The sequence below is a fragment of the Vibrio sp. 1641 genome (genome assembly GCF_033339995.1).
Taxonomy (GTDB): Bacteria; Pseudomonadota; Gammaproteobacteria; order Enterobacterales; family Vibrionaceae; genus Vibrio; species Vibrio alginolyticus.
Genome location: NZ_JAWOVP010000007.1, coordinates 149,133 through 167,573 on the forward strand (window position 1 = coordinate 149,133; position 18,441 = coordinate 167,573).

19 protein-coding genes are annotated in these 18,441 nt (G+C 45.5%); 16 read left to right on the plus strand and 3 right to left on the minus strand.

Features of this window, described 5'->3' with window-relative positions; genetic code table 11:
- Positions 1-238: 238 nt before the first annotated feature.
- The 13 genes from tet(34) to pgpA all read left to right on the plus strand — a co-directional run bounded on the left by tet(34) (position 239) and on the right by pgpA (position 11,561).
- Positions 239-703 (plus strand): oxytetracycline resistance phosphoribosyltransferase domain-containing protein Tet(34), encoded by a 465-nt coding sequence (gene tet(34), locus R7Z47_RS15620; protein ID WP_005381590.1) that lies wholly within the window; start codon positions 239-241, stop codon positions 701-703.
- A gap of 91 nt (positions 704-794) precedes the next feature.
- Positions 795-2,042, plus strand: a complete 1,248-nt coding sequence (gene frsA, locus R7Z47_RS15625) for an esterase FrsA (protein WP_054579045.1) — start codon at positions 795-797, stop codon at positions 2,040-2,042.
- Between the two features lie 115 nt (positions 2,043-2,157).
- Positions 2,158-2,547, plus strand: coding sequence for a sigma factor-binding protein Crl (gene crl, locus R7Z47_RS15630; protein WP_005381584.1), 390 nt, complete (start codon positions 2,158-2,160; stop codon positions 2,545-2,547).
- Positions 2,548-2,668: 121 nt separating this feature from the next.
- On the plus strand, positions 2,669-3,808 hold the full coding sequence (gene proB / locus R7Z47_RS15635) for a glutamate 5-kinase (protein ID WP_005383771.1): 1,140 nt from the start codon (positions 2,669-2,671) through the stop codon (positions 3,806-3,808).
- A gap of 17 nt (positions 3,809-3,825) precedes the next feature.
- Positions 3,826-5,076, plus strand: coding sequence for a glutamate-5-semialdehyde dehydrogenase (locus R7Z47_RS15640; protein WP_213962967.1), 1,251 nt, complete (start codon positions 3,826-3,828; stop codon positions 5,074-5,076).
- A gap of 206 nt (positions 5,077-5,282) precedes the next feature.
- A complete protein-coding gene (nrdR, locus tag R7Z47_RS15645; protein ID WP_005381578.1) occupies positions 5,283-5,732 on the plus strand; it encodes a transcriptional regulator NrdR in 450 nt (149 codons plus the stop codon).
- A 7-nt stretch (positions 5,733-5,739) separates the two neighbouring features.
- The gene (gene ribD, locus R7Z47_RS15650) at positions 5,740-6,867 is read left to right on the plus strand and encodes a bifunctional diaminohydroxyphosphoribosylaminopyrimidine deaminase/5-amino-6-(5-phosphoribosylamino)uracil reductase RibD (protein ID WP_213962966.1); all 1,128 of its coding nucleotides are present in this window, start codon (positions 5,740-5,742) and stop codon (positions 6,865-6,867) included.
- A gap of 8 nt (positions 6,868-6,875) precedes the next feature.
- Positions 6,876-7,529 (plus strand): riboflavin synthase, encoded by a 654-nt coding sequence (locus R7Z47_RS15655; protein ID WP_262606889.1) that lies wholly within the window; start codon positions 6,876-6,878, stop codon positions 7,527-7,529.
- Positions 7,530-7,702: 173 nt separating this feature from the next.
- Complete coding sequence (gene ribBA, locus R7Z47_RS15660; RefSeq protein ID WP_005381573.1) at positions 7,703-8,812, plus strand: bifunctional 3,4-dihydroxy-2-butanone-4-phosphate synthase/GTP cyclohydrolase II; 1,110 nt, start codon at positions 7,703-7,705, stop codon at positions 8,810-8,812.
- 169 nt (positions 8,813-8,981) lie between these two features.
- Positions 8,982-9,452, plus strand: a complete 471-nt coding sequence (gene ribE, locus R7Z47_RS15665; RefSeq protein ID WP_005381572.1) for a 6,7-dimethyl-8-ribityllumazine synthase — start codon at positions 8,982-8,984, stop codon at positions 9,450-9,452.
- Positions 9,452-9,919: a transcription antitermination factor NusB gene (gene nusB / locus R7Z47_RS15670; protein WP_005381571.1), complete on the plus strand. Its 468-nt coding sequence runs from the start codon at positions 9,452-9,454 to the stop codon at positions 9,917-9,919. The genes ribE and nusB overlap by 1 nt, the downstream gene beginning before the upstream one ends.
- Before the next feature lie 78 nt (positions 9,920-9,997).
- Positions 9,998-10,963 carry a thiamine-phosphate kinase gene (gene thiL / locus R7Z47_RS15675; protein WP_167415050.1) on the plus strand — a complete coding sequence of 322 codons (966 nt, stop codon included), beginning with the start codon at positions 9,998-10,000 and terminating at the stop codon, positions 10,961-10,963.
- Between the two features lie 91 nt (positions 10,964-11,054).
- Positions 11,055-11,561, plus strand: coding sequence for a phosphatidylglycerophosphatase A (gene pgpA / locus R7Z47_RS15680; RefSeq protein WP_005381569.1), 507 nt, complete (start codon positions 11,055-11,057; stop codon positions 11,559-11,561).
- Positions 11,562-11,619: 58 nt separating this feature from the next.
- Here pgpA and dxs read toward each other — a convergent pair whose 3' ends face one another.
- From dxs to xseB, 3 genes are read right to left on the minus strand one after another with little or no spacing between them, the layout of a single operon-like run.
- Positions 11,620-13,485: a 1-deoxy-D-xylulose-5-phosphate synthase gene (dxs, locus tag R7Z47_RS15685; protein ID WP_167415051.1), complete on the minus strand. Its 1,866-nt coding sequence runs from the start codon at positions 13,483-13,485 to the stop codon at positions 11,620-11,622.
- A 20-nt stretch (positions 13,486-13,505) separates the two neighbouring features.
- A complete protein-coding gene (ispA, locus tag R7Z47_RS15690) occupies positions 13,506-14,390 on the minus strand; it encodes a (2E,6E)-farnesyl diphosphate synthase (RefSeq protein WP_005383621.1) in 885 nt (294 codons plus the stop codon).
- A gap of 21 nt (positions 14,391-14,411) precedes the next feature.
- Complete coding sequence (gene xseB / locus R7Z47_RS15695; RefSeq protein WP_005381566.1) at positions 14,412-14,654, minus strand: exodeoxyribonuclease VII small subunit; 243 nt, start codon at positions 14,652-14,654, stop codon at positions 14,412-14,414.
- Between the two features lie 263 nt (positions 14,655-14,917).
- Between xseB and pomA the strand changes: the two genes are divergently transcribed.
- The 3 genes from pomA (at position 14,918) to thiI (ending at position 18,301) form a co-directional block, all read left to right on the plus strand.
- Positions 14,918-15,679, plus strand: coding sequence for a flagellar motor protein PomA (gene pomA / locus R7Z47_RS15700; RefSeq protein ID WP_005381564.1), 762 nt, complete (start codon positions 14,918-14,920; stop codon positions 15,677-15,679).
- A 14-nt stretch (positions 15,680-15,693) separates the two neighbouring features.
- Positions 15,694-16,641, plus strand: coding sequence for a flagellar motor protein MotB (locus R7Z47_RS15705; RefSeq protein WP_042521210.1), 948 nt, complete (start codon positions 15,694-15,696; stop codon positions 16,639-16,641).
- Between the two features lie 211 nt (positions 16,642-16,852).
- On the plus strand, positions 16,853-18,301 hold the full coding sequence (gene thiI / locus R7Z47_RS15710) for a tRNA uracil 4-sulfurtransferase ThiI (RefSeq protein ID WP_005383617.1): 1,449 nt from the start codon (positions 16,853-16,855) through the stop codon (positions 18,299-18,301).
- Positions 18,302-18,441 lie beyond the last annotated feature (140 nt).

Here is an 18,441-nt window from a genome sequence, read left to right on the forward strand (position 1 = left end):
ATTTATTCACGCTGGCTTTTTCTTTTTTACGTTGTTCACAGAAGACGGTTTTTCTGCGGAATAGGCAGAGAATTTTGATATCACCGTTGGTATTAGCGGTGTGTTTCGGTAGAATAATCGTTTGCGCAGCTTGAAATCCTCGTCTCCAAACATTTTGGAGAAGTTAGTGAGCATTCCGCTTTTGAGTGACTTCGCTAGATTTTGAGGATGCATATTTTCAAATTATTAGGTTATTACAATGAGTAAAAAATTCATTATCACTTGGGATGCAATGCAGACTTACTGCCGTGAACTGGCTGAGAAACAAATGCCAGCTGAGCAATGGAAAGGAATTTGGGCGGTAAGCCGCGGCGGTTTGGTTCCTGGCGCTATTTTAGCTCGTGAACTGGGTATTCGTTACGTTGATACAATCTGTATTTCAAGCTACGACCATGATCATCAGCGCGATATGACGGTACTAAAAGCACCTGAAGGTGATGGCGAAGGTTACCTAATCGTTGAAGACCTAGTAGACAGTGGTGATACAGCGCGCAAACTACGTGAGATGTATCCAAAAGCGAAAATGATCGCTGTGTGTGCGAAACCATCAGGCAAAGAGCTGCTGGATGATTACGTTGTAGATATTGCTCAAGACACTTGGATCGAGCAGCCTTGGGATATGTCAATCCAGTATGCTGAGCCAGTAAACCGCAAGCAAAAATAAGCGCGGTTAAAGAATATTGAGAAATGCCCCTTTATAGGGGCATTTTTTTTATTATGATATTAAATCATGCTAATAGCCTAGGGTTCTTCCTATGTCTGAAGACGTCAGTAAAAATCTTTCCGAAACTTTGTTCGTGAAACATAAGCAAGCAAAAGAAACCTCCGCGCTTACCCAGTACATGCCGACCAGTAAAAAAATACTTGATGAACGAGAAGCGCAGGGTGATCGTGCTTGGTATCGTCATTTGCGTCGCTTGCAATGGGCTTGGCAAGGATTGTCTCCGATCGAAATGGAAGGCGTACTGTCCAAAATTGCTTCATCATCTCACTCGCGAACCAATGATGATTGGTTAGACACTGTAATGGGTTATCACAGTGGTAACTGGACATTTGAGTGGATCAAGCTTGGTATGGATCATCAGAAGCGAGCAAATGAAATGCAAGGAGAAGAGGCAGCGGATGAACTCTTCACTGCTTCTTTGTGTTTTAGTATTGCAGGCTACCCACATTTAAAAAATGACAACTTGGCATCGCAAGCTCAAGTTCTGGCAAACAAAGCGTATTCTGACGGCGCAGAAAAAACTAAGTACACCATCAAGCAAATTGAAGTGCCTTACCAAAATCGCAAAATCATCGCGAACCTCCATTTACCAAGAACGGATAAACAGTTGCCTGTGGTCATGGTGAGCGCTGGTTTGGATACTCTACAAACCGACATGTGGCGTTTGTTCCGTAATCGTCTTGCACCGCGAGATATTGCGATGTTAACCGTGGACATGCCTTCAGTAGGGCATAGCTCTCATTGGCCCTTGACCGAGAATTCAAGTTGCCTACATCAAGCGGTATTGAATGAGCTTTACTCGCTACCTTGGGTTGATCATCACAAAGTGGGGTTAGTTGGGTTTCGTTTTGGTGGTAATGCCATGATCAGACTCTCTTTTGTCGAGCAAGAAAAGATCAAAGCTTGTGTCGCTCTAGGCGCACCCGTACATGATATTTTTACTTCCCCTAAGAAGTTACAAAAAATGCCGAAGATGTACCTAGATCTTTTGGCTTCCCGTTTGGGGAAAAATGCGGTTGATATTAATAGCATGGCTGGTCAGATGATGGCGTGGTCATTGAAGGTTCAGGGCTTCCTGAGCAGTCGAAAAACCAAAGTGCCTATTTTGGCTTTGAGTCTTGAGGGCGATCCAGTGTCGCCACACAGTGATAATCAACTTGTTGCTCTATTTAGCCAGTATGGTAGAGCGAAAAAAATCAGTTCCAAAACAATTACAAAAGGATATGAGCAATCCCTCGATTTAGCCATAAAGTGGCTAGAAGATGAATTATTAGGGTGACAATTCTCCTAAATTAGTTAAGAGTGATATATCTGAGCAAAAAATAAGCTCATGATAATTAAAAATAATAATCATTCTTGGGTGTTTACTTTTAACTATGAAAACGGAGATTCATATGTCAGAGACGACTCAGGGCCCGACTCACTTTCGCTTGATGTCAAAGTTGAAGGCGATAGGGCCTTACCTGCGCGAACCACAATCGCAAGAAGGGCGCTATTATTTTGATTGTTTATCTGTATGTGTAGACGACAAAAAATCGCCTGAGAAGCGTGAATTTTGGGGCTGGTGGATGGATTTGGAATCCATCGAGGGAGGTTTTACTGCTAAATATCATATTGGCAAGTACAACAAAGAAGGGCAATGGGTATCTGAAGCCCTTCCCAAAAAAGTGGTAGAGGAAGTGTATCTCACGCAGAGCACATTCCATCAAAAGCTGGTTGATACTTTAGAAGAACACTTCAAATTAGAAGTCGAATATCACACGGAGTCTTTCGATTTCGCTTAATTTGGTTGTTTTCATTTAATACCAAACAAAAAGGTGCGAAAACGCACCTTTTCTCTTGTTAATTCCCTATTTGATTGTTAAAACATCCTCTCTTTATTTGTTTTTCACTTCAGAAGACATCATGACAACGAATCAACAAAATGCAGTTGTTTCACAACCACAAACTGTCGTTGTGAAACTGGGTACAAGTGTGCTGACAGGCGGCACTCTGGCACTCGACCGTGCACACATGGTTGAGTTAGCACGCCAGTGTGCTGAGCTTAAAAAACAAGGCCATTCAATCGTAATGGTTTCGTCTGGTGCGATTGCAGCAGGCCGTGAGCATCTTGGTTACCCCGCATTGCCCAACGAGATGGCGAGTAAGCAGTTACTTGCCGCGGTGGGGCAGAGTCGCTTGATTCAAACATGGGAGTCTTTGTTTGGTATTTATGGTATCAAGATCGGCCAAATGCTACTAACCCGTGCCGATTTAGAAGATCGTGAGCGATTCCTTAACGCGCGTGACACTATTAATGCGCTCGTTGCGAACGATATTGTTCCTATCGTAAACGAAAATGATGCCGTTGCGACTAGCGAGATTAAAGTTGGCGATAACGACAACCTTTCCGCTTTGGTAGGCATTTTATGTGGTGCAGATAAGCTCTTGCTTTTAACGGACCAAAAAGGTCTGTTTACTGCTGACCCTCGTAAAGATCCGAACGCAGAGCTTATCAAGGAAGTAAAAACCATCGACGATACGCTGCGTAAAATCGCAGGTGGAAGCGGTACAACATTGGGTACTGGTGGTATGGCAACGAAGCTGCAAGCCGCAGACATCGCTCGCCGCGCAGGTATCGAGGTTATTATTGCTGCTGGTAGTGCGCCGAATGTTATCTTTGACTCTTTAAGTGCTGAACCTCAGGGCACGCGCTTCCTACCTTGCGCTGAAGCCTTAGAGAACCGTAAACGCTGGATTCTAGCGGGACCTGCGGCATCGGGCGACATCGTTATTGATGATGGTGCAGTCAATGCTGTGGTCGGCAAGGGCAGTAGCCTACTTGCTAAAGGGGTCATCAAAGTTAGTGGTGACTTCGCACGAGGCGAAGTGGCGCGTGTAACAAACGCTCACGGTAAGTTGGTGGCTCGTGGCATCAGCGCCTACTCAAGTGATGACCTAACTAAAATTACGGGCAAACACAGTAAAGATATCATCTCTATTTTGGGGCATGATTATGGCTCTGAGGTGATTCACCGCGATGATCTGGTCGTCATTCAGGAATAGAATTAGAGGGAAGCAAAGTGGATTTAACGAATATGGGTAAAGCTGCTAAAGATGCAGCTTTCGAATTAGCGACAGCGTCAACTACGCAAAAGAACCAAGCATTAGCCATCATCGCTGATGAGCTAGAAGCAAACTCTGCTGCTATTTTGGCGGCAAACGCTAAAGACATCGAACTTGGCCGTGAAGCGGGTTTAACCGATGCGCTGCTCGATCGCCTTTTGCTTAATGAAGAACGATTGACTGCAATTGCGAATGATGTTCGCAACGTCATTAGCTTGAACGATCCTGTAGGCAGCGAAATAGACAGTAAGGTACTGGAAAATGGGATGTCACTGTCTCGTCGTCGCGTGCCGCTTGGTGTCGTGGGCGTAATTTATGAAGCGCGCCCAAACGTCACCATTGATATCGCAGCGTTGTGCTTGAAAACCGGCAACGCAAGCATTTTACGTGGTGGCAAAGAGACCTTTTTCTCGAATATGGAATTAGTGAAGGTTATTCAGTCTGCGCTCGCAAAGGCGAACCTTCCAGCCGCTTCTGTGCAGTACATTGAAAAACCAGATCGTGAGCTTGTTTCTCAATTGCTTAAGTTGGACGATTACGTCGACATGATCATTCCACGCGGTGGTGCTGGCCTACACAAAATGTGTAAAGAAAACAGCACGATTCCGGTGATTATTGGTGGCTTTGGTATCAGCCATATCTTTGTCGACGAATCCGCTGATCTAGAGAAATCCCTGAATGTGGTTGAGAACTCTAAAGTTCAACGTCCATCTGCGTGTAACTCATTAGATACGCTGCTCGTGCATGAAAAAATTGCAGCGCAATTCCTACCAATGATCGTAGAGCGCATGAACGATAAAGTGACCTTCGTGACAGAGCCTAAGGCAAAAGCACTGATGGCTCAAGCAACACAAATTCGCGATGCTGTTGAAGGTGACTTTGATACGGAATGGTTGAGCTACACTCTTGGTGTAAAAGTTGTGTCTGATGTGAAAGATGCCATTGATCATATGCGTGTCCATAACGCGAGCCACTCAGATGCGATCATGACCAATAGTTTGGAAAACTCAGAACTGTTCATCAATTCTGTCGGTTCGGCGGCGGTTTATGTGAATGCTTCAACGCGCTTTACAGACGGTGCGCAATTTGGCCTTGGCGCAGAAGTCGCAGTATCTACGCAAAAGCTACATGCACGCGGTCCGATGGGCTTAGAAGAGCTAACTAGCTACAAGTGGGTTGGTAAAGCGAACTACTTAGCACGCAGTTAACACATTCGACGAGATCTTGAGTGAAAAAGGGGCCTTTGCGCCCCTTTTTGTTTTGTCTAACATACCAATTCCGCTACACTACATGAGCTTTTATTTCGGTTTGAAAGCGTTATACCCAAATAGCTTTAATAGAGTCCGTATAACCATGAACGCGTGGTTATCCGTGATTGCTCATGAGGTTATTTTGGTATAGATATGGAGGTGATATGCATTGTCCTTTTTGTTCCGAGAACGATACCAAAGTTATTGATTCCCGTTTAGTGGCTGATGGCCATCAAGTTCGACGTCGCCGTCAGTGCTTGGCGTGTAGCGAGCGTTTCACTACGTTTGAAAGCGCAGAGTTAGTGATGCCTAAAGTGATCAAATCGAATGGCAACCGTGAACCATTTGACGAAGATAAAATGGTTGGCGGTATTCAACGCGCTTTAGAGAAACGCCCAGTGAGTGCCGATTCTATAGAGTTAGCGATCAGTATGATCAAATCACAGCTGCGTGCGACGGGTGAGCGAGAGGTTCCGAGTGAAATGATTGGTAATTTAGTCATGGACCAGCTCAAAGAGCTCGATAAGGTGGCTTACATTCGTTTCGCTTCCGTTTACCGCAGCTTTGAAGATATTCGCGAGTTTGGCGAAGAGATTGCCCGCCTAGAAGACTGAGTAGCTCATGACTCAACACATTCCTGAAAGAGCGTTTTCTGATTTAGATTTCGCCATGATGTCACGAGCTATTAAGTTAGCGAAACGTGGCATTTTTACCACCGCCCCTAATCCAAATGTAGGGTGTGTCATCGTTCGTGATGAAGAAATTGTCGGTGAAGGCTATCACCATCGTGCTGGTGAGCCGCATGCCGAAGTGCACGCGATGCGCATGGCGGGTGAAAAAGCAGTTGGTGCAACCGCTTATGTGACGCTAGAACCTTGCTCTCATTACGGCCGTACACCGCCATGTGCCGAAGGGCTGATTAAAGCCAAAGTGGCACGTGTGGTTTGCGCCATGGTAGACCCAAACCCGAAAGTTGCAGGTCGCGGCATCCAGATGTTACGTGATGCCGGAATTGAAGTACAAATCGGCTTGTTAGAGCAAGATGCCCTTGCCCTTAACCCTGGTTTTATAAAGTACATGCGTACAGGCATGCCGTTTGTTCAATTAAAAATGGCAGCCAGTTTGGATGGGCAAAGCGCACTCAATAATGGTCAGAGCCAATGGATCACCTCCCCAGCGGCCCGCCAAGATGTGCAGCGTTATCGAGCAATGAGTGGTGGCATTCTTTCTACTAGCAAAACGGTGATTGATGATAATGCATCACTCAACGTGCGCTGGGATGACTTACCTGATAGTGTTCAAGCGCAGTATTTACAAGAAGAGCTTCGTCAACCAGTACGTGTAATCTTAGATCGTCAGAACCATTTAACTGATGCGCTCAAGCTGTTCCATACCGATGGAGAGCGAGTTATTGTTCGCTCTGATGGAGACTGTATCCCTCTATTGGACAGCGCTGACCAAATTGACTTATCAACGACATTAAAACGTATCTCGGATGAGCACCACATCAATCACTTATGGGTTGAAGCTGGAGCTACGCTAGCGAGTGCGATGATAAAGGCTAATCTTGTAGATGAGCTCATTGTTTACCTTGCGCCAAAACTCATGGGCAGCGATGGTCGGGGGCTTATCGGTGCTTTAGGGTTAAGCGCTATGGCTGACGTCATAGATTTAAACATTACAGACGTTCGTATGGTTGGGGTAGACATTCGCATCACCGCCACCATAAAACGTAATGAAATTAGATAAGAAATAGTATGTTTACAGGAATAGTAGAAGCAGTTGGCAAGTTAGCTGCGATTACGCCGAAGGGCGAAGACATCACCGTCACGGTTGAAACGGGTACGCTTGATATGTCAGACGTTAAGTTAGGCGATAGCATTGCGACCAATGGTGTTTGCTTAACGGTAGTTGACTTCGGAAGCCACTATTACAGTGCTGATCTGTCATTAGAAACCTTGAAGAAAACTGGGTTTGCTGAATACCAAGTAGGCGATAAGGTGAATCTAGAAAAAGCCATGTTGCCAACAACGCGATTGGGTGGACATATCGTTTCTGGCCATGTCGATGGGGTTGGTGAAATTGTCGAACGCAATTCAGTTGGCCGTGCGATAGAGTTTTGGGTTGCAATGCCTGCGGAAATTAGCAAGTACGTTGCAGAGAAAGGCTCGATTACTGTTGATGGTATTAGCCTAACCGTCAACGACTTACGTAAAAATGCTTTTAAGCTGATGATCGTTCCTCATACGAGTGAAGAAACTACGATTGACCAGTTTCAAGTGGGGCGCAAAGTCAACTTAGAAGTTGATGTACTTGCGCGTTATATGGAGCGTTTACTGCAAGGACAACAAGAAGATAAGGCCGAGTCTCGTATCACGATGGACTTTTTACAGCAAAACGGTTTTGCATAAGTCTTGGGAGTGGCTGCGTGAGGCATGCGATAAAGAGCAGACTCACAGAACACCGCGAGATTCATTGACTTGCTTAATGCAAAGCTCAAACTATTGACCTAACTAGCATTCACTGCAACGTAATTTTTCATTGCTGTCGCAATAACAAATTTAGAATAACGGGATAACAGACTATGCCAATCAGTACGCCACAAGAAATTATTGATGATATTCGCGCAGGCAAAATGGTCATCCTAATGGATGATGAAGACCGCGAGAATGAAGGTGACTTGATCATGGCTGCCGAGCATATTACGCCGGAAGCCATCAACTTTATGGCAACCTATGGCCGTGGCCTGATTTGTTTAACCATGACCAAAGATCGTTGCGAAAGTCTAGGTCTGCCACCAATGGTGCAAGACAATAATGCGCAATACACCACCAACTTTACTGTTTCGATTGAGGCAGCAGAAGGGGTAACGACTGGTATTTCAGCCGCAGATCGCGCACGTACCGTTCAAGCAGCAGTCGCGCCAAACGCTAAAGCTGCGGATTTGGTGCAGCCTGGTCACATCTTCCCTCTCGCAGCTCAAGACGGCGGTGTACTGACTCGCGCAGGTCACACTGAAGCTGGCTGTGATTTGGCTCGTCTTGCTGGTTTAGAGCCAGCATCGGTGATTGTTGAGATCTTAAATGACGACGGCACGATGGCTCGTCGCCCAGATCTAGAGATCTTTGCAGAGAAGCACGGTATTAAATTGGGCACTATTGCCGACCTAATTGAGTACCGCAATAACACTGAGACAACGATTGAACGTGTGGCAGAGTGCAAGTTACCGACAGAGTTTGGCGAGTTCACGTTAGTCACGTACAAAGACACCATTGATAACCAAGTGCACTACGCAATGTGCAAGGGCGATTTGAAAGAAAAAGCGCCACTGGTTCGCGTTCATCTTCAAGACGTTTTTACCGACTTACTACGTAGCGATCGTAATGCAGAGCGCAGCTGGACACTAGATAAGGCAATGAAACGCATTGGTGAAGAGGGCGGTGTACTGGTTGTTCTTGGCCATGAAGAATCGACCGATCTACTTATTCATCGCGTGAAGATGTTCGAAGCGCAAGACAAAGGTGAAGCACCAACGCTTGCTAAAAAACAAGGCACGTCTCGCCGTGTTGGCGTTGGTTCACAGATTCTTGCGGATCTCGGTGTACATGATATGCGTCTTCTGTCATCGACCAACAAAAAGTACCACGCGTTAGGTGGTTTTGGTCTGAACGTTGTTGAGTACGTCTGCGAGTAACAACCGAACAATAAGTTCCTAGTCTTTGACGTGCTTAACTCGTCAATGGCTAGGAACCAGTGATTTGCCTCCAATTTCCATTAGATATTGCTCACAAATTTGTGCTAGAATCCGGCGATTCTCACTTGATGAACATATTTCACTTATAAATAGAGTTAAAGGAAAGCTTATGAAAGTGATCGAGGGTGGCTTCCCAGCGCCAAATGCAAAAATTGCTATCGTTATTTCTCGTTTCAACAGTTTTATTAACGAAAGCCTACTTTCTGGTGCGATCGATACACTAAAGCGTCACGGACAAGTAAGCGAAGACAACATCACGGTTGTGCGTTGTCCAGGTGCCGTAGAACTACCTCTAGTAGCTCAGCGTGTTGCTAAAACTGGCAAATTCGACGCTATTGTTTCTCTAGGGTCTGTTATTCGCGGTGGAACGCCTCACTTTGACTATGTTTGTAGTGAAATGAACAAAGGTCTAGCACAAGTGTCTATGGAATTCAGCATTCCAGTAGCATTTGGTGTTTTGACTGTTGATACGATCGATCAAGCGATTGAACGCGCAGGAACCAAGGCTGGTAATAAAGGTGCAGAGGCTGCACTAAGCGCACTTGAAATGATTAATGTACTATCTGAAATTGATTCCTAATGGGGGCCAGTGTGAAACCAGCCGCACGTCGTAACGCACGTCAATTCGCTCTACAGGCGATCTACTCATGGCAAATTACTAAAGAGAATGTTGCCAAGATTGAAGAACAGTTTTTGTCTGGCGACAAATACGATGAAGAAGAACTTCATGCATCTGAGCCAGCGCTTGCTGCTCCAGAGACAGACGTAGCTTACTTCCGTGAACTATTAAGCGGTGTTGTACTTAGCCACGCTGAGCTAGATAGCAAAATTCGTCCATACATCTCTCGTCCTATGCAGGATTTAGATATGATGGAACTTGCTCTTCTTCGCCTTGCTATGTACGAGATGACTCGTCGCGAAGATGTTCCTTACAAAGTTGTTATCAATGAAGCGATTGAACTTGCAAAAGTTTTCGCAGCAGAAGATAGCCACAAGTTTGTGAATGGTGTACTTGATAAAGCAGCACCTCACATTCGTAAGAAATAACGATTTCTTCAATGAAAAGGTCAGCACATGCTGACCTTTTTTGTATCAAAAGCTTTTACATCAAAAAGTAAGTGAATTATGTCTGGTGAATTTAATCTGATAGACAAATACTTCGTCGGTCGTCAGAGCCAACGTAAAGATGTCCATCTAGCCGCTGGTGATGATTGCGCTTTGGTCAAAGCGCCAGCTAATGTTCAGATTGCGATTAGCACGGATACATTGGTAGCTGGAACGCATTTCTTAGCCGACGCGAACCCAGCATGGGTCGCACACAAAGCATTGGCTTCTAACATCAGTGATTTGGCGGCGATGGGCGCAACGCCTGCGTGGGTGAGCTTTGCATTAACGATGCCTGAGCCAGATGAAGAATGGCTTGCACCTTTCTGTGATGCATTTTTCGAACTGGCTGATTACTATGGTATTCAGTTAATAGGCGGTGATACCACCAAAGGGCCATTGTGTCTGACTCTAACGGTGCAAGGTTTTGTTCCTGAAGGTAAAGCTCTCACACGTTCCGGAGCCAAGCCTGGGGATTGGGTATATGTAACGGGAAACCTTGGCGATGCAAAAGCTGGCTTGGATGTGATTCTAGATGACTCTCTGCGCAGCAGAGCCGGCGCGGAAGCACTAGAGCGAGCTCATTATCTTAGTTCTCCGCGTGTGCTTGCTGGACAAGCTCTTGTTGGCTTAGCCTCGTCGGCGATAGATATTTCAGATGGTTTAATCTCTGATATTAAGCACATTTTACAGCGATCTCAGGTTGGGGTTAGTATTGATGTCTCTCAGCTACCGATCTCTTCAGAATTAGTCCAGTTTTTAGATGATAAGATCAGCGCGCAGCAGTATGCTTTAGCAAGTGGCGAAGAATACGAGTTGTGTTTTACCGTGCCGGAGCAAAATCGAGGCTCGTTACAAAGCGCTTTATCTCATACTGGCTGTAAGGTCACATGTATTGGTCAAATCCGACCAAATGGAACCTTCGAGCTGCATGATAACAATCAACCACTTGATTGGGACTTAAGTGGCTTCGACCACTTTAAATGATCTGAGCTAAGCTCTAGCCAAGAGCCTGTTACTATTGAGTAACTCGCAGGCATGACGATTGAAACCAAACTAGCAGTATAGGTTTAAGGATATGACCAACCCTCTTTCTCTGATTTCATTAAAGAATCCGTGGCATCTATTGGCGACGGGTTTTGGCAGTGGATTATCCCCGTTTATCCCTGGAACAATGGGCACACTGGCGGCCGTGCCTTTCTTTTTGCTGTTGGCACAATTACCATTTACGGCGTATGTCATTGTTGTTCTGATTTCGTGTGTGATCGGCATTCAAATATGCCAAGTGACGTCTGCAGACATGAAAGTACATGATCATGGTTCAATCGTATGGGATGAGTTTGCGGGCTTTTGGATTACGATGAGCATTGTACCTGCACTGAATATTCCACTCACTGAATGGAAGTGGTTGATCACTGGCTTCATCTTATTTCGTTTTTTCGATATGGTAAAACCTTGGCCAATTGGGTGGCTAGATAAGCGAGTTCACGGTGGGCTGGGTATTATGGTTGATGATATCGTGGCGGGAATTATGGCTGGTGTTGCCCTGTTTCTAGTCGCAAAATACGCTGGCTGGATGAATTAAACCATGAACTAAACACTGGACGTAAAAAAGGGATGCCATGAGCATCCCTTTTTACATGCTATTTTGCTAAATAATCCAAGATGGATTTTTCGATTCCTTTTGCATCGAGACCAAGCTCTTCATGCAGTTCATCTTGTGTTCCCTGATGAATAAACTCATCTGGTAAACCTAGGTTCAACACAGGTTTGATGATTTTATCTTTCATCATGAACTCAACGACACCAGCACCAGCACCACCAGCGATAACATTTTCTTCTAACGTCACGAGCACGTCATGATCTGCGGCTAGTTGACGAATTAATGCCTCATCGAGCGGTTTCACAAAGCGCATATCAGCAACAGTGGCGTTAAGGTATTCTGCCGCTTCTAGCGCGTTGCCCAAGAAAGTACCAAAGTTCAGAATAGCAACTTTTTCACCTTGGCGAACCATGCGTCCTTTACCGATTTCTAACGCCGTAAACTCAGTTTCGATTTCTACGCCCATGCCGCTACCACGAGGGTATCGAACCGCACTCGGGCCAGAATGCTTATGGCCAGTGTAAAGCATTTGTCGGCACTCGTTTTCGTCGCTTGGCGCCATGATCACCATGTTCGGAATACAGCGCATAAAGCTCAAATCGAACGCACCTTGGTGAGTTTGACCATCTGCGCCAACGAGACCTGCGCGGTCGATCGCAAACATCACTGGTAAGTCCATGATCGCGATATCGTGGATCAGCTGGTCATAACCACGTTGCAAGAAAGTCGAATAGATAGCAACGATTGGATGATCGCCCGCAATTGCCATGCCTGTTGCCAGTGTCACTGCGTGCTGCTCAGCAATCGCCACATCAAAGTATTGGTCTGGGTACTCTTTTGAGAAACGCACCATACCTGATCCTTCGCGCATTGCTGGCGTAATTGCCATTAGCTTAGGATCTTGGGCCGCCATGTCACATAAAAAGTCACCGAAGATCTTTGAGTAAGTTGGCTTACCGCCACTGCTCTTCGGTAAGCTATTGTTTGCCGGTGCGAACTTCGGCACTGCATGGTAGCCGATAGGATCTTTCTCGGCAGGCTCATAACCTTTGCCTTTCTTGGTCATGATGTGTAGGAATTGAGGACCTTTGAGCTCACGCATATTTTTCAGCGTTTTGACGAGTTCATTGACGTCGTGCCCATCAACCGGGCCAATGTAATTAAAGCCGAACTCTTCGAACAGAGTACCAGGCACCACCATGCCTTTTAGGTGCTCTTCCGTACGGCGAACCAACTCTTTAATAGGTGGAACACCAGACAGCACTTTCTTACCGCCTTCACGGATAGAAGTGTATAAGCTACCAGAAAGTACCTTTGCAAGGTGGTTATTCAGGGCGCCGACGTTTTCTGAAATCGACATTTCGTTGTCGTTCAAAATCACCAACATATCAGGATGAACGTCGCCAGCGTGGTTCATGGCTTCGAATGCCATGCCTGCTGTAATTGCGCCATCACCAATCACACTGACGATTTTGCGACCTTTACCTTCTTTTTGTGCGCTGATGGCCATGCCAAGACCTGCACTAATCGATGTCGAAGAGTGGCCGACAGATAAGGTGTCATATTCACTTTCTTCACGCCAAGGGAAAGGGTGTAGACCATCCTTTTGGCGAATTGTTGGCATTTTATCGCGACGTCCGGTGAGGATTTTGTGCGGGTAAGCCTGATGACCAACATCCCAGATCAATTTGTCGATAGGGGTGTTGTAAACATAATGCAGAGCGACAGTTAGCTCTACGGTGCCTAAGCCAGACGCTAAGTGTCCGCTAGATTGGCTCACTGAATTTAGCAGATACGTTCGCAGTTCATCACACAGATTTGGTAATGTTTCTTTCGGAAGAAGACGTAATTCTTCCGGTGTATTTGCTAACGCCAGTGTTGGGTACTTTGAAATATCAAGAGTCATATAAATGCGCGCTTATAGTGTTAATTTTTGCGCTCGATGACATATCGGGCGAACTCTTCGAGTAACTGAGTATTGTATGGGATAGCTTCCAATGCTTGAAGTGCTTCCTGTAACAGAGTGTGAGCTTTCTCTATGGCTCCCTCTAAACCCAGCAGGGAAGGATAAGTGCTCTTATTCAGACCTTGGTCGGAACCTTGAGGCTTACCCAGTGTTTCTGTGTCACTGATGATATCAAGAATATCGTCTTGAACCTGAAACGCCAAACCAATTGCTTTTGAGTAGCGCTCCAAGTGAGGTAGAACCTCGATACCTTTCTCACCAGCAGCTAATGCACCTAATTTTACCGCACAATCAATCAGAGCTCCGGTTTTTTTACGGTGTATCTCTTCCATTTCTTCAAGAGAAACTTGGCGATTTTCCGCGCCTAAATCTAAGGCTTGCCCTACACACATGCCGCTGGCACCAGAAGAATGCGCTAATGCTTTGATCATGTTGATGCGTTGAGCTTCTGCCGCCGGGCTTAATTGACCATCAGCAATAATAGTGAAGGCAAGGGTTTGTAGTGCATCACCTGTCAGTATTGCGGTTGCTTCATCAAACTTAATATGACAAGTTGGTTGACCTCGACGCAGTTCATCATCGTCCATGGCTGGCAGATCATCATGAATGAGTGAGTAGGCATGTATACATTCGATAGCAGCGGCGGGGGTGTCTAAGTCTTCAGGTTTACAGCCGAGCATTTGACCTGTGATGTAAACAAGAAAAGGGCGAACGCGTTTTCCACCTAGCAAAAGGCCGTATTTCATTGCTTGAATCAATGGCTGCTCTTGATATGGAAGCTGATCGAGCCACAAATTCAATTGCTGATTGTTTCTTTGTTGAAAAGACGTCAATGTCTGTTGCATCACATTGCTCACTACTGATTGTTATTCTGAATCTGGTTTGAAGTCACTCAGTGGTGCTTCATCATCTTCACTAAGAAGAATGCTCACGCGCTGTTCGGCGTCGCTTAATTTAGTTTGGCCTGCACGAGCTAAGGCAATGCCTCGTTCAAACTTACGCAGGGCATCATCTAGAGCAAGATCGCCATTTTCTAATTGATCAACCAAGCTATCAAGCTCTTCAATGGTTGCTTCAAAGGTCATGTTTTCTGGTTTCTTGACCGCCATCTTTTTTCTGCCTTAATCAAGCCTCGGGTAAGATGCACGAAAGTTACCTTAGCCTAGTAACTTGGTCAAATTTAACCTTATATAATTGTCACAAAATTAGCGTTCAACGAGTCTAAGCGATGAAACCCCATATTTTGGTTGAGGTTGTTAAGTGTAATTTGTGATCCATTAGCTAAGATTTTTCTAAAAATTCTGCGCGAGTTGTCGATACAGGTAATAATCCGCCCAATGGCAGTATTTGAGTATAGCGTGAGGAGTGCTTTGTGGATTTAGCAACCCTATTAGGTTTGATTGGTGGTTTTGCATTCGTCATTATGGCGATGGTGCTTGGTGGCAGCATCGGAATGTTTGTCGATGTCACGTCGATCCTTATTGTCGTTGGTGGCTCAATATTCGTCGTGTTGATGAAGTTCACAATGGGACAGTTTTTTGGTGCGACAAAGATTGCTGGCAAAGCCTTCATGTTTAAAGCGGATGAACCCGAAGACCTGATCGCAAAAATTGTGGAAATGGCCGACGCGGCACGTAAAGGTGGTTTTCTTGCTCTTGAAGAGATGGAAATAAACAACACATTCATGCAGAAAGGCATTGATCTACTGGTTGATGGCCATGATGCCGACGTTGTGAGAGCGGCACTCAAAAAAGACATCGCGCTTACGGATGAACGACATACGCAAGGTACTGGTGTATTTCGCGCCTTTGGCGACGTTGCTCCTGCGATGGGAATGATTGGCACCTTGGTTGGTCTTGTTGCGATGCTTTCAAACATGGATGACCCTAAAGCGATTGGACCAGCAATGGCCGTTGCACTCTTGACCACATTGTATGGCGCGATCCTGTCCAATATGGTGTTTTTCCCTATTGCGGATAAGCTTTCTCTTCGCCGTGACCAAGAAACGCTAAATCGCCGTTTGATCATGGATGGCGTATTAGCGATTCAAGATGGCCAAAACCCGCGAGTGATCGATAGTTACTTGAAGAACTACCTCAATGAAGGTAAACGTGCCCTTGAGATTGACGAGTAACTTGGAGAGTCGTGATGGATGATGAAGATAACAAATGCGATTGTCCGCCACCTGGCCTCCCGTTATGGATGGGGACATTCGCAGATTTGATGTCGCTGCTGATGTGTTTCTTTGTTCTTCTGCTCTCGTTTTCTGAGATGGATGTACTGAAGTTCAAACAAATTGCAGGATCAATGAAATTTGCCTTCGGTGTGCAAAATCAGCTTGAAGTGAAAGACATTCCCAAAGGCACTAGCATTATTGCCCAAGAGTTTCGACCGGGTAGGCCGGAACCTACTCCGATTGATGTTATCATGCAGCAAACCATGGACATCACTCAGCAGACGCTCGAATTCCATGAAGGAGAGTCTGATCGAGCTGGTGGCACAAAACGTGATGAAGGCAAGTTAACGGGTGGGCAATCGCCAGAAACGTCAACTCAAAACAATGAGTCTGCCGAAGCGGACATGCAACAACAGCAATCTAAAGAGATGTCGCAAGAGATGGAAACCTTGATGGAAAGCATCAAGAAAGCCTTAGAGCGAGAGATTGAACAAGGCGCCATTGAAGTTGAAAACCTCGGTCAGCAGATTGTTATACGTATGCGTGAAAAAGGTGCATTCCCAGAAGGTTCGGCCTTCTTGCAGCCTAAGTTTCGTCCTTTAGTTCGTCAGATTGCAGAGCTAGTAAAAGACGTGCCAGGCATTGTTCGAGTATCTGGCCATACAGACAATCGACCGCTAGACTCGGAACTTTATCGTTCTAACTGGGATCTCTCTTCTCAGCGTGCAGTATCAGTCGCGCAAGAGATGGAGAAAGTGAGAGGCTTCTCTCATCAACGTTTGAGAGTGCGGGGTATGGCGGATACGGAGCCCTTGTTACCGAATGATTCTGATGAAAATCGTGCGCTTAACCGACGGGTTGAAATCAGCATTATGCAAGGCGAGCCTCTCTACAGTGAAGAAGTGCCAGTAATTCAATAACTAGGCTTTAGTTTTAAGTCAGTAAAGAGATAAGAAAGCGAGCAGATTGCTCGCTTTTTTTGTTTTTCCAATCCGCTTGGGTGTATAATCTTGCGCCTTAAAAGTGAGCTCAGACTACTTTTTGTGACTGAAACGCGGTTTTACTGCGTATGAAGTATTGAAGTTGAGTGTCACTCTTTGTTGATTGCGAAACTAACCTGCGAATTAGACTATGAAATTTATTGTAAAGCCCCATCCAGAAATTTTTGTAAAAAGTGAATCTGTGCGTAAGCGCTTCACAAAGATTTTAGAGTGCAACATTCGTAACATCATTAAGAGCCGCACGGAGTCTGTCGCGGTATTTAACCGTCGTGATCACATTGAAGTGACCTCTGAGAGTAACGAATTCCACGCTGAAGTTCTTGAGGTTTTGACTCATACACCAGGCATTCACCACGTACTGGAAGTGAAGCAAACTGAATTTAAAGACTTGCACGATATCTTCGAGCAAGTACTAGAACTCAACCGTGCTGCACTCGAAAATAAAACCTTTGTTGTACGTGCGAAGCGTCGCGGCAAGCATGACTTTACCTCCATTGAACTAGAGCGTTATGTAGGCGGTGGTTTAAATCAAGCGATTGAAAGCGCTAGTGTTAAGCTACGAAACCCAGACGTGACGATCAAGGTAGAAGTCTCGAACGACAAGCTAAACCAAGTATTGTCTCGTCATAAAGGCCTAGGTGGTTTCCCTCTGGGTACGCAAGAAGACGTGTTAAGCCTGATCTCGGGTGGTTTCGATTCTGGTGTTTCAAGCTATCTTCATATCAAGCGTGGTTCAAAAGTACATTACTGCTTCTTTAACTTAGGTGGTCCAGCACACGAAATCGGCGTTAAGCAGGTTTCTCACTACCTATGGAACAAATACGGTTCTTCAGCAAAAGTACGTTTTATCTCAGTTGATTTCGAGCCTGTGGTTGCGGAAATCCTAGAGAAAGTCGATGACGGCCAAATGGGCGTGATCTTGAAGCGTATGTTTATGCGTGCAGCAGGCATGATCGCTCAGAAGATGAAGATCGAAGCATTGGTAACAGGTGAAGCACTAGGTCAAGTATCGAGCCAAACGCTAACCAATCTACGCCACATCGATAACGTAACTGACACGCTGATTCTGCGTCCACTTATCAACTGGGATAAAGAAGACATCATCAATCTAGCACGTGAAATCGGCACAGAAGATTTCGCAAAGACAATGCCAGAATACTGTGGTGTTATCTCTAAGAAGCCAACCGTGAAAGCGGTGAAAGGCAAGCTAGAAGCTGAAGAAGAGAAATTCGACTTCAGTATCCTTGAGCAAGTGGTTCAAGAAGCTCGCATGATGGACATTCGTGATATCGCGAAAGAGTCTGAGCAAGCCGCACCAGAAGTAGAGCAAGTTCAAGCGGTAGAAGAGCACGCGGTTGTGCTAGATATTCGTAGTCCTGAAGAGGAAGACGATAACCCACTTGAAATCGAAGGTGTGGATGTGAAACATATCCCTTTCTACAAGCTGGGTACACAGTTTGGTGACTTAGACCAGTCTAAGACATACCTACTTTACTGTGACCGCGGTGTGATGAGCCGTCTGCAAGCGCTTTACTTGCAAGAGCAAGGCTTCAGCAACGTAAAAGTTTACCGTCCATAGCTGACTGTTAAAATACGTTAAAAGGCGCAAATTGAGACATCAATTTGCGCCTTTTTTGTTTTTGATCGCGTTACAGACAACCATTACTTAGCATAATGTTGAGGCTCATCGCAAAGCCATACACTTTGTGTTGATATAAC

What these genes read in the sequence shown, in the direction of transcription:
- frsA (WP_054579045.1), top strand. Translation starts at nt 795, where the DNA reads ATGTCTGAAGACGTCAGTAAAAATCTTTCCGAAACTTTGTTCGTGAAA.
- crl (WP_005381584.1), top strand. Translation starts at nt 2,158, where the DNA reads ATGTCAGAGACGACTCAGGGCCCGACTCACTTTCGCTTGATGTCAAAG.
- proB (WP_005383771.1), top strand. Translation starts at nt 2,669, where the DNA reads ATGACAACGAATCAACAAAATGCAGTTGTTTCACAACCACAAACTGTC.
- nrdR (WP_005381578.1), top strand. Translation starts at nt 5,283, where the DNA reads ATGCATTGTCCTTTTTGTTCCGAGAACGATACCAAAGTTATTGATTCC.
- ribD (WP_213962966.1), top strand. Translation starts at nt 5,740, where the DNA reads ATGACTCAACACATTCCTGAAAGAGCGTTTTCTGATTTAGATTTCGCC.
- R7Z47_RS15655 (WP_262606889.1), top strand. Translation starts at nt 6,876, where the DNA reads ATGTTTACAGGAATAGTAGAAGCAGTTGGCAAGTTAGCTGCGATTACG.
- ribBA (WP_005381573.1), top strand. Translation starts at nt 7,703, where the DNA reads ATGCCAATCAGTACGCCACAAGAAATTATTGATGATATTCGCGCAGGC.
- ribE (WP_005381572.1), top strand. Translation starts at nt 8,982, where the DNA reads ATGAAAGTGATCGAGGGTGGCTTCCCAGCGCCAAATGCAAAAATTGCT.
- nusB (WP_005381571.1), top strand. Translation starts at nt 9,452, where the DNA reads ATGGGGGCCAGTGTGAAACCAGCCGCACGTCGTAACGCACGTCAATTC.
- thiL (WP_167415050.1), top strand. Translation starts at nt 9,998, where the DNA reads ATGTCTGGTGAATTTAATCTGATAGACAAATACTTCGTCGGTCGTCAG.
- pgpA (WP_005381569.1), top strand. Translation starts at nt 11,055, where the DNA reads ATGACCAACCCTCTTTCTCTGATTTCATTAAAGAATCCGTGGCATCTA.
- dxs (WP_167415051.1), bottom strand. Translation starts at nt 13,485, where the DNA reads ATGACTCTTGATATTTCAAAGTACCCAACACTGGCGTTAGCAAATACA.
- ispA (WP_005383621.1), bottom strand. Translation starts at nt 14,390, where the DNA reads ATGCAACAGACATTGACGTCTTTTCAACAAAGAAACAATCAGCAATTG.
- xseB (WP_005381566.1), bottom strand. Translation starts at nt 14,654, where the DNA reads ATGGCGGTCAAGAAACCAGAAAACATGACCTTTGAAGCAACCATTGAA.
- R7Z47_RS15705 (WP_042521210.1), top strand. Translation starts at nt 15,694, where the DNA reads ATGGATGATGAAGATAACAAATGCGATTGTCCGCCACCTGGCCTCCCG.
- thiI (WP_005383617.1), top strand. Translation starts at nt 16,853, where the DNA reads ATGAAATTTATTGTAAAGCCCCATCCAGAAATTTTTGTAAAAAGTGAA.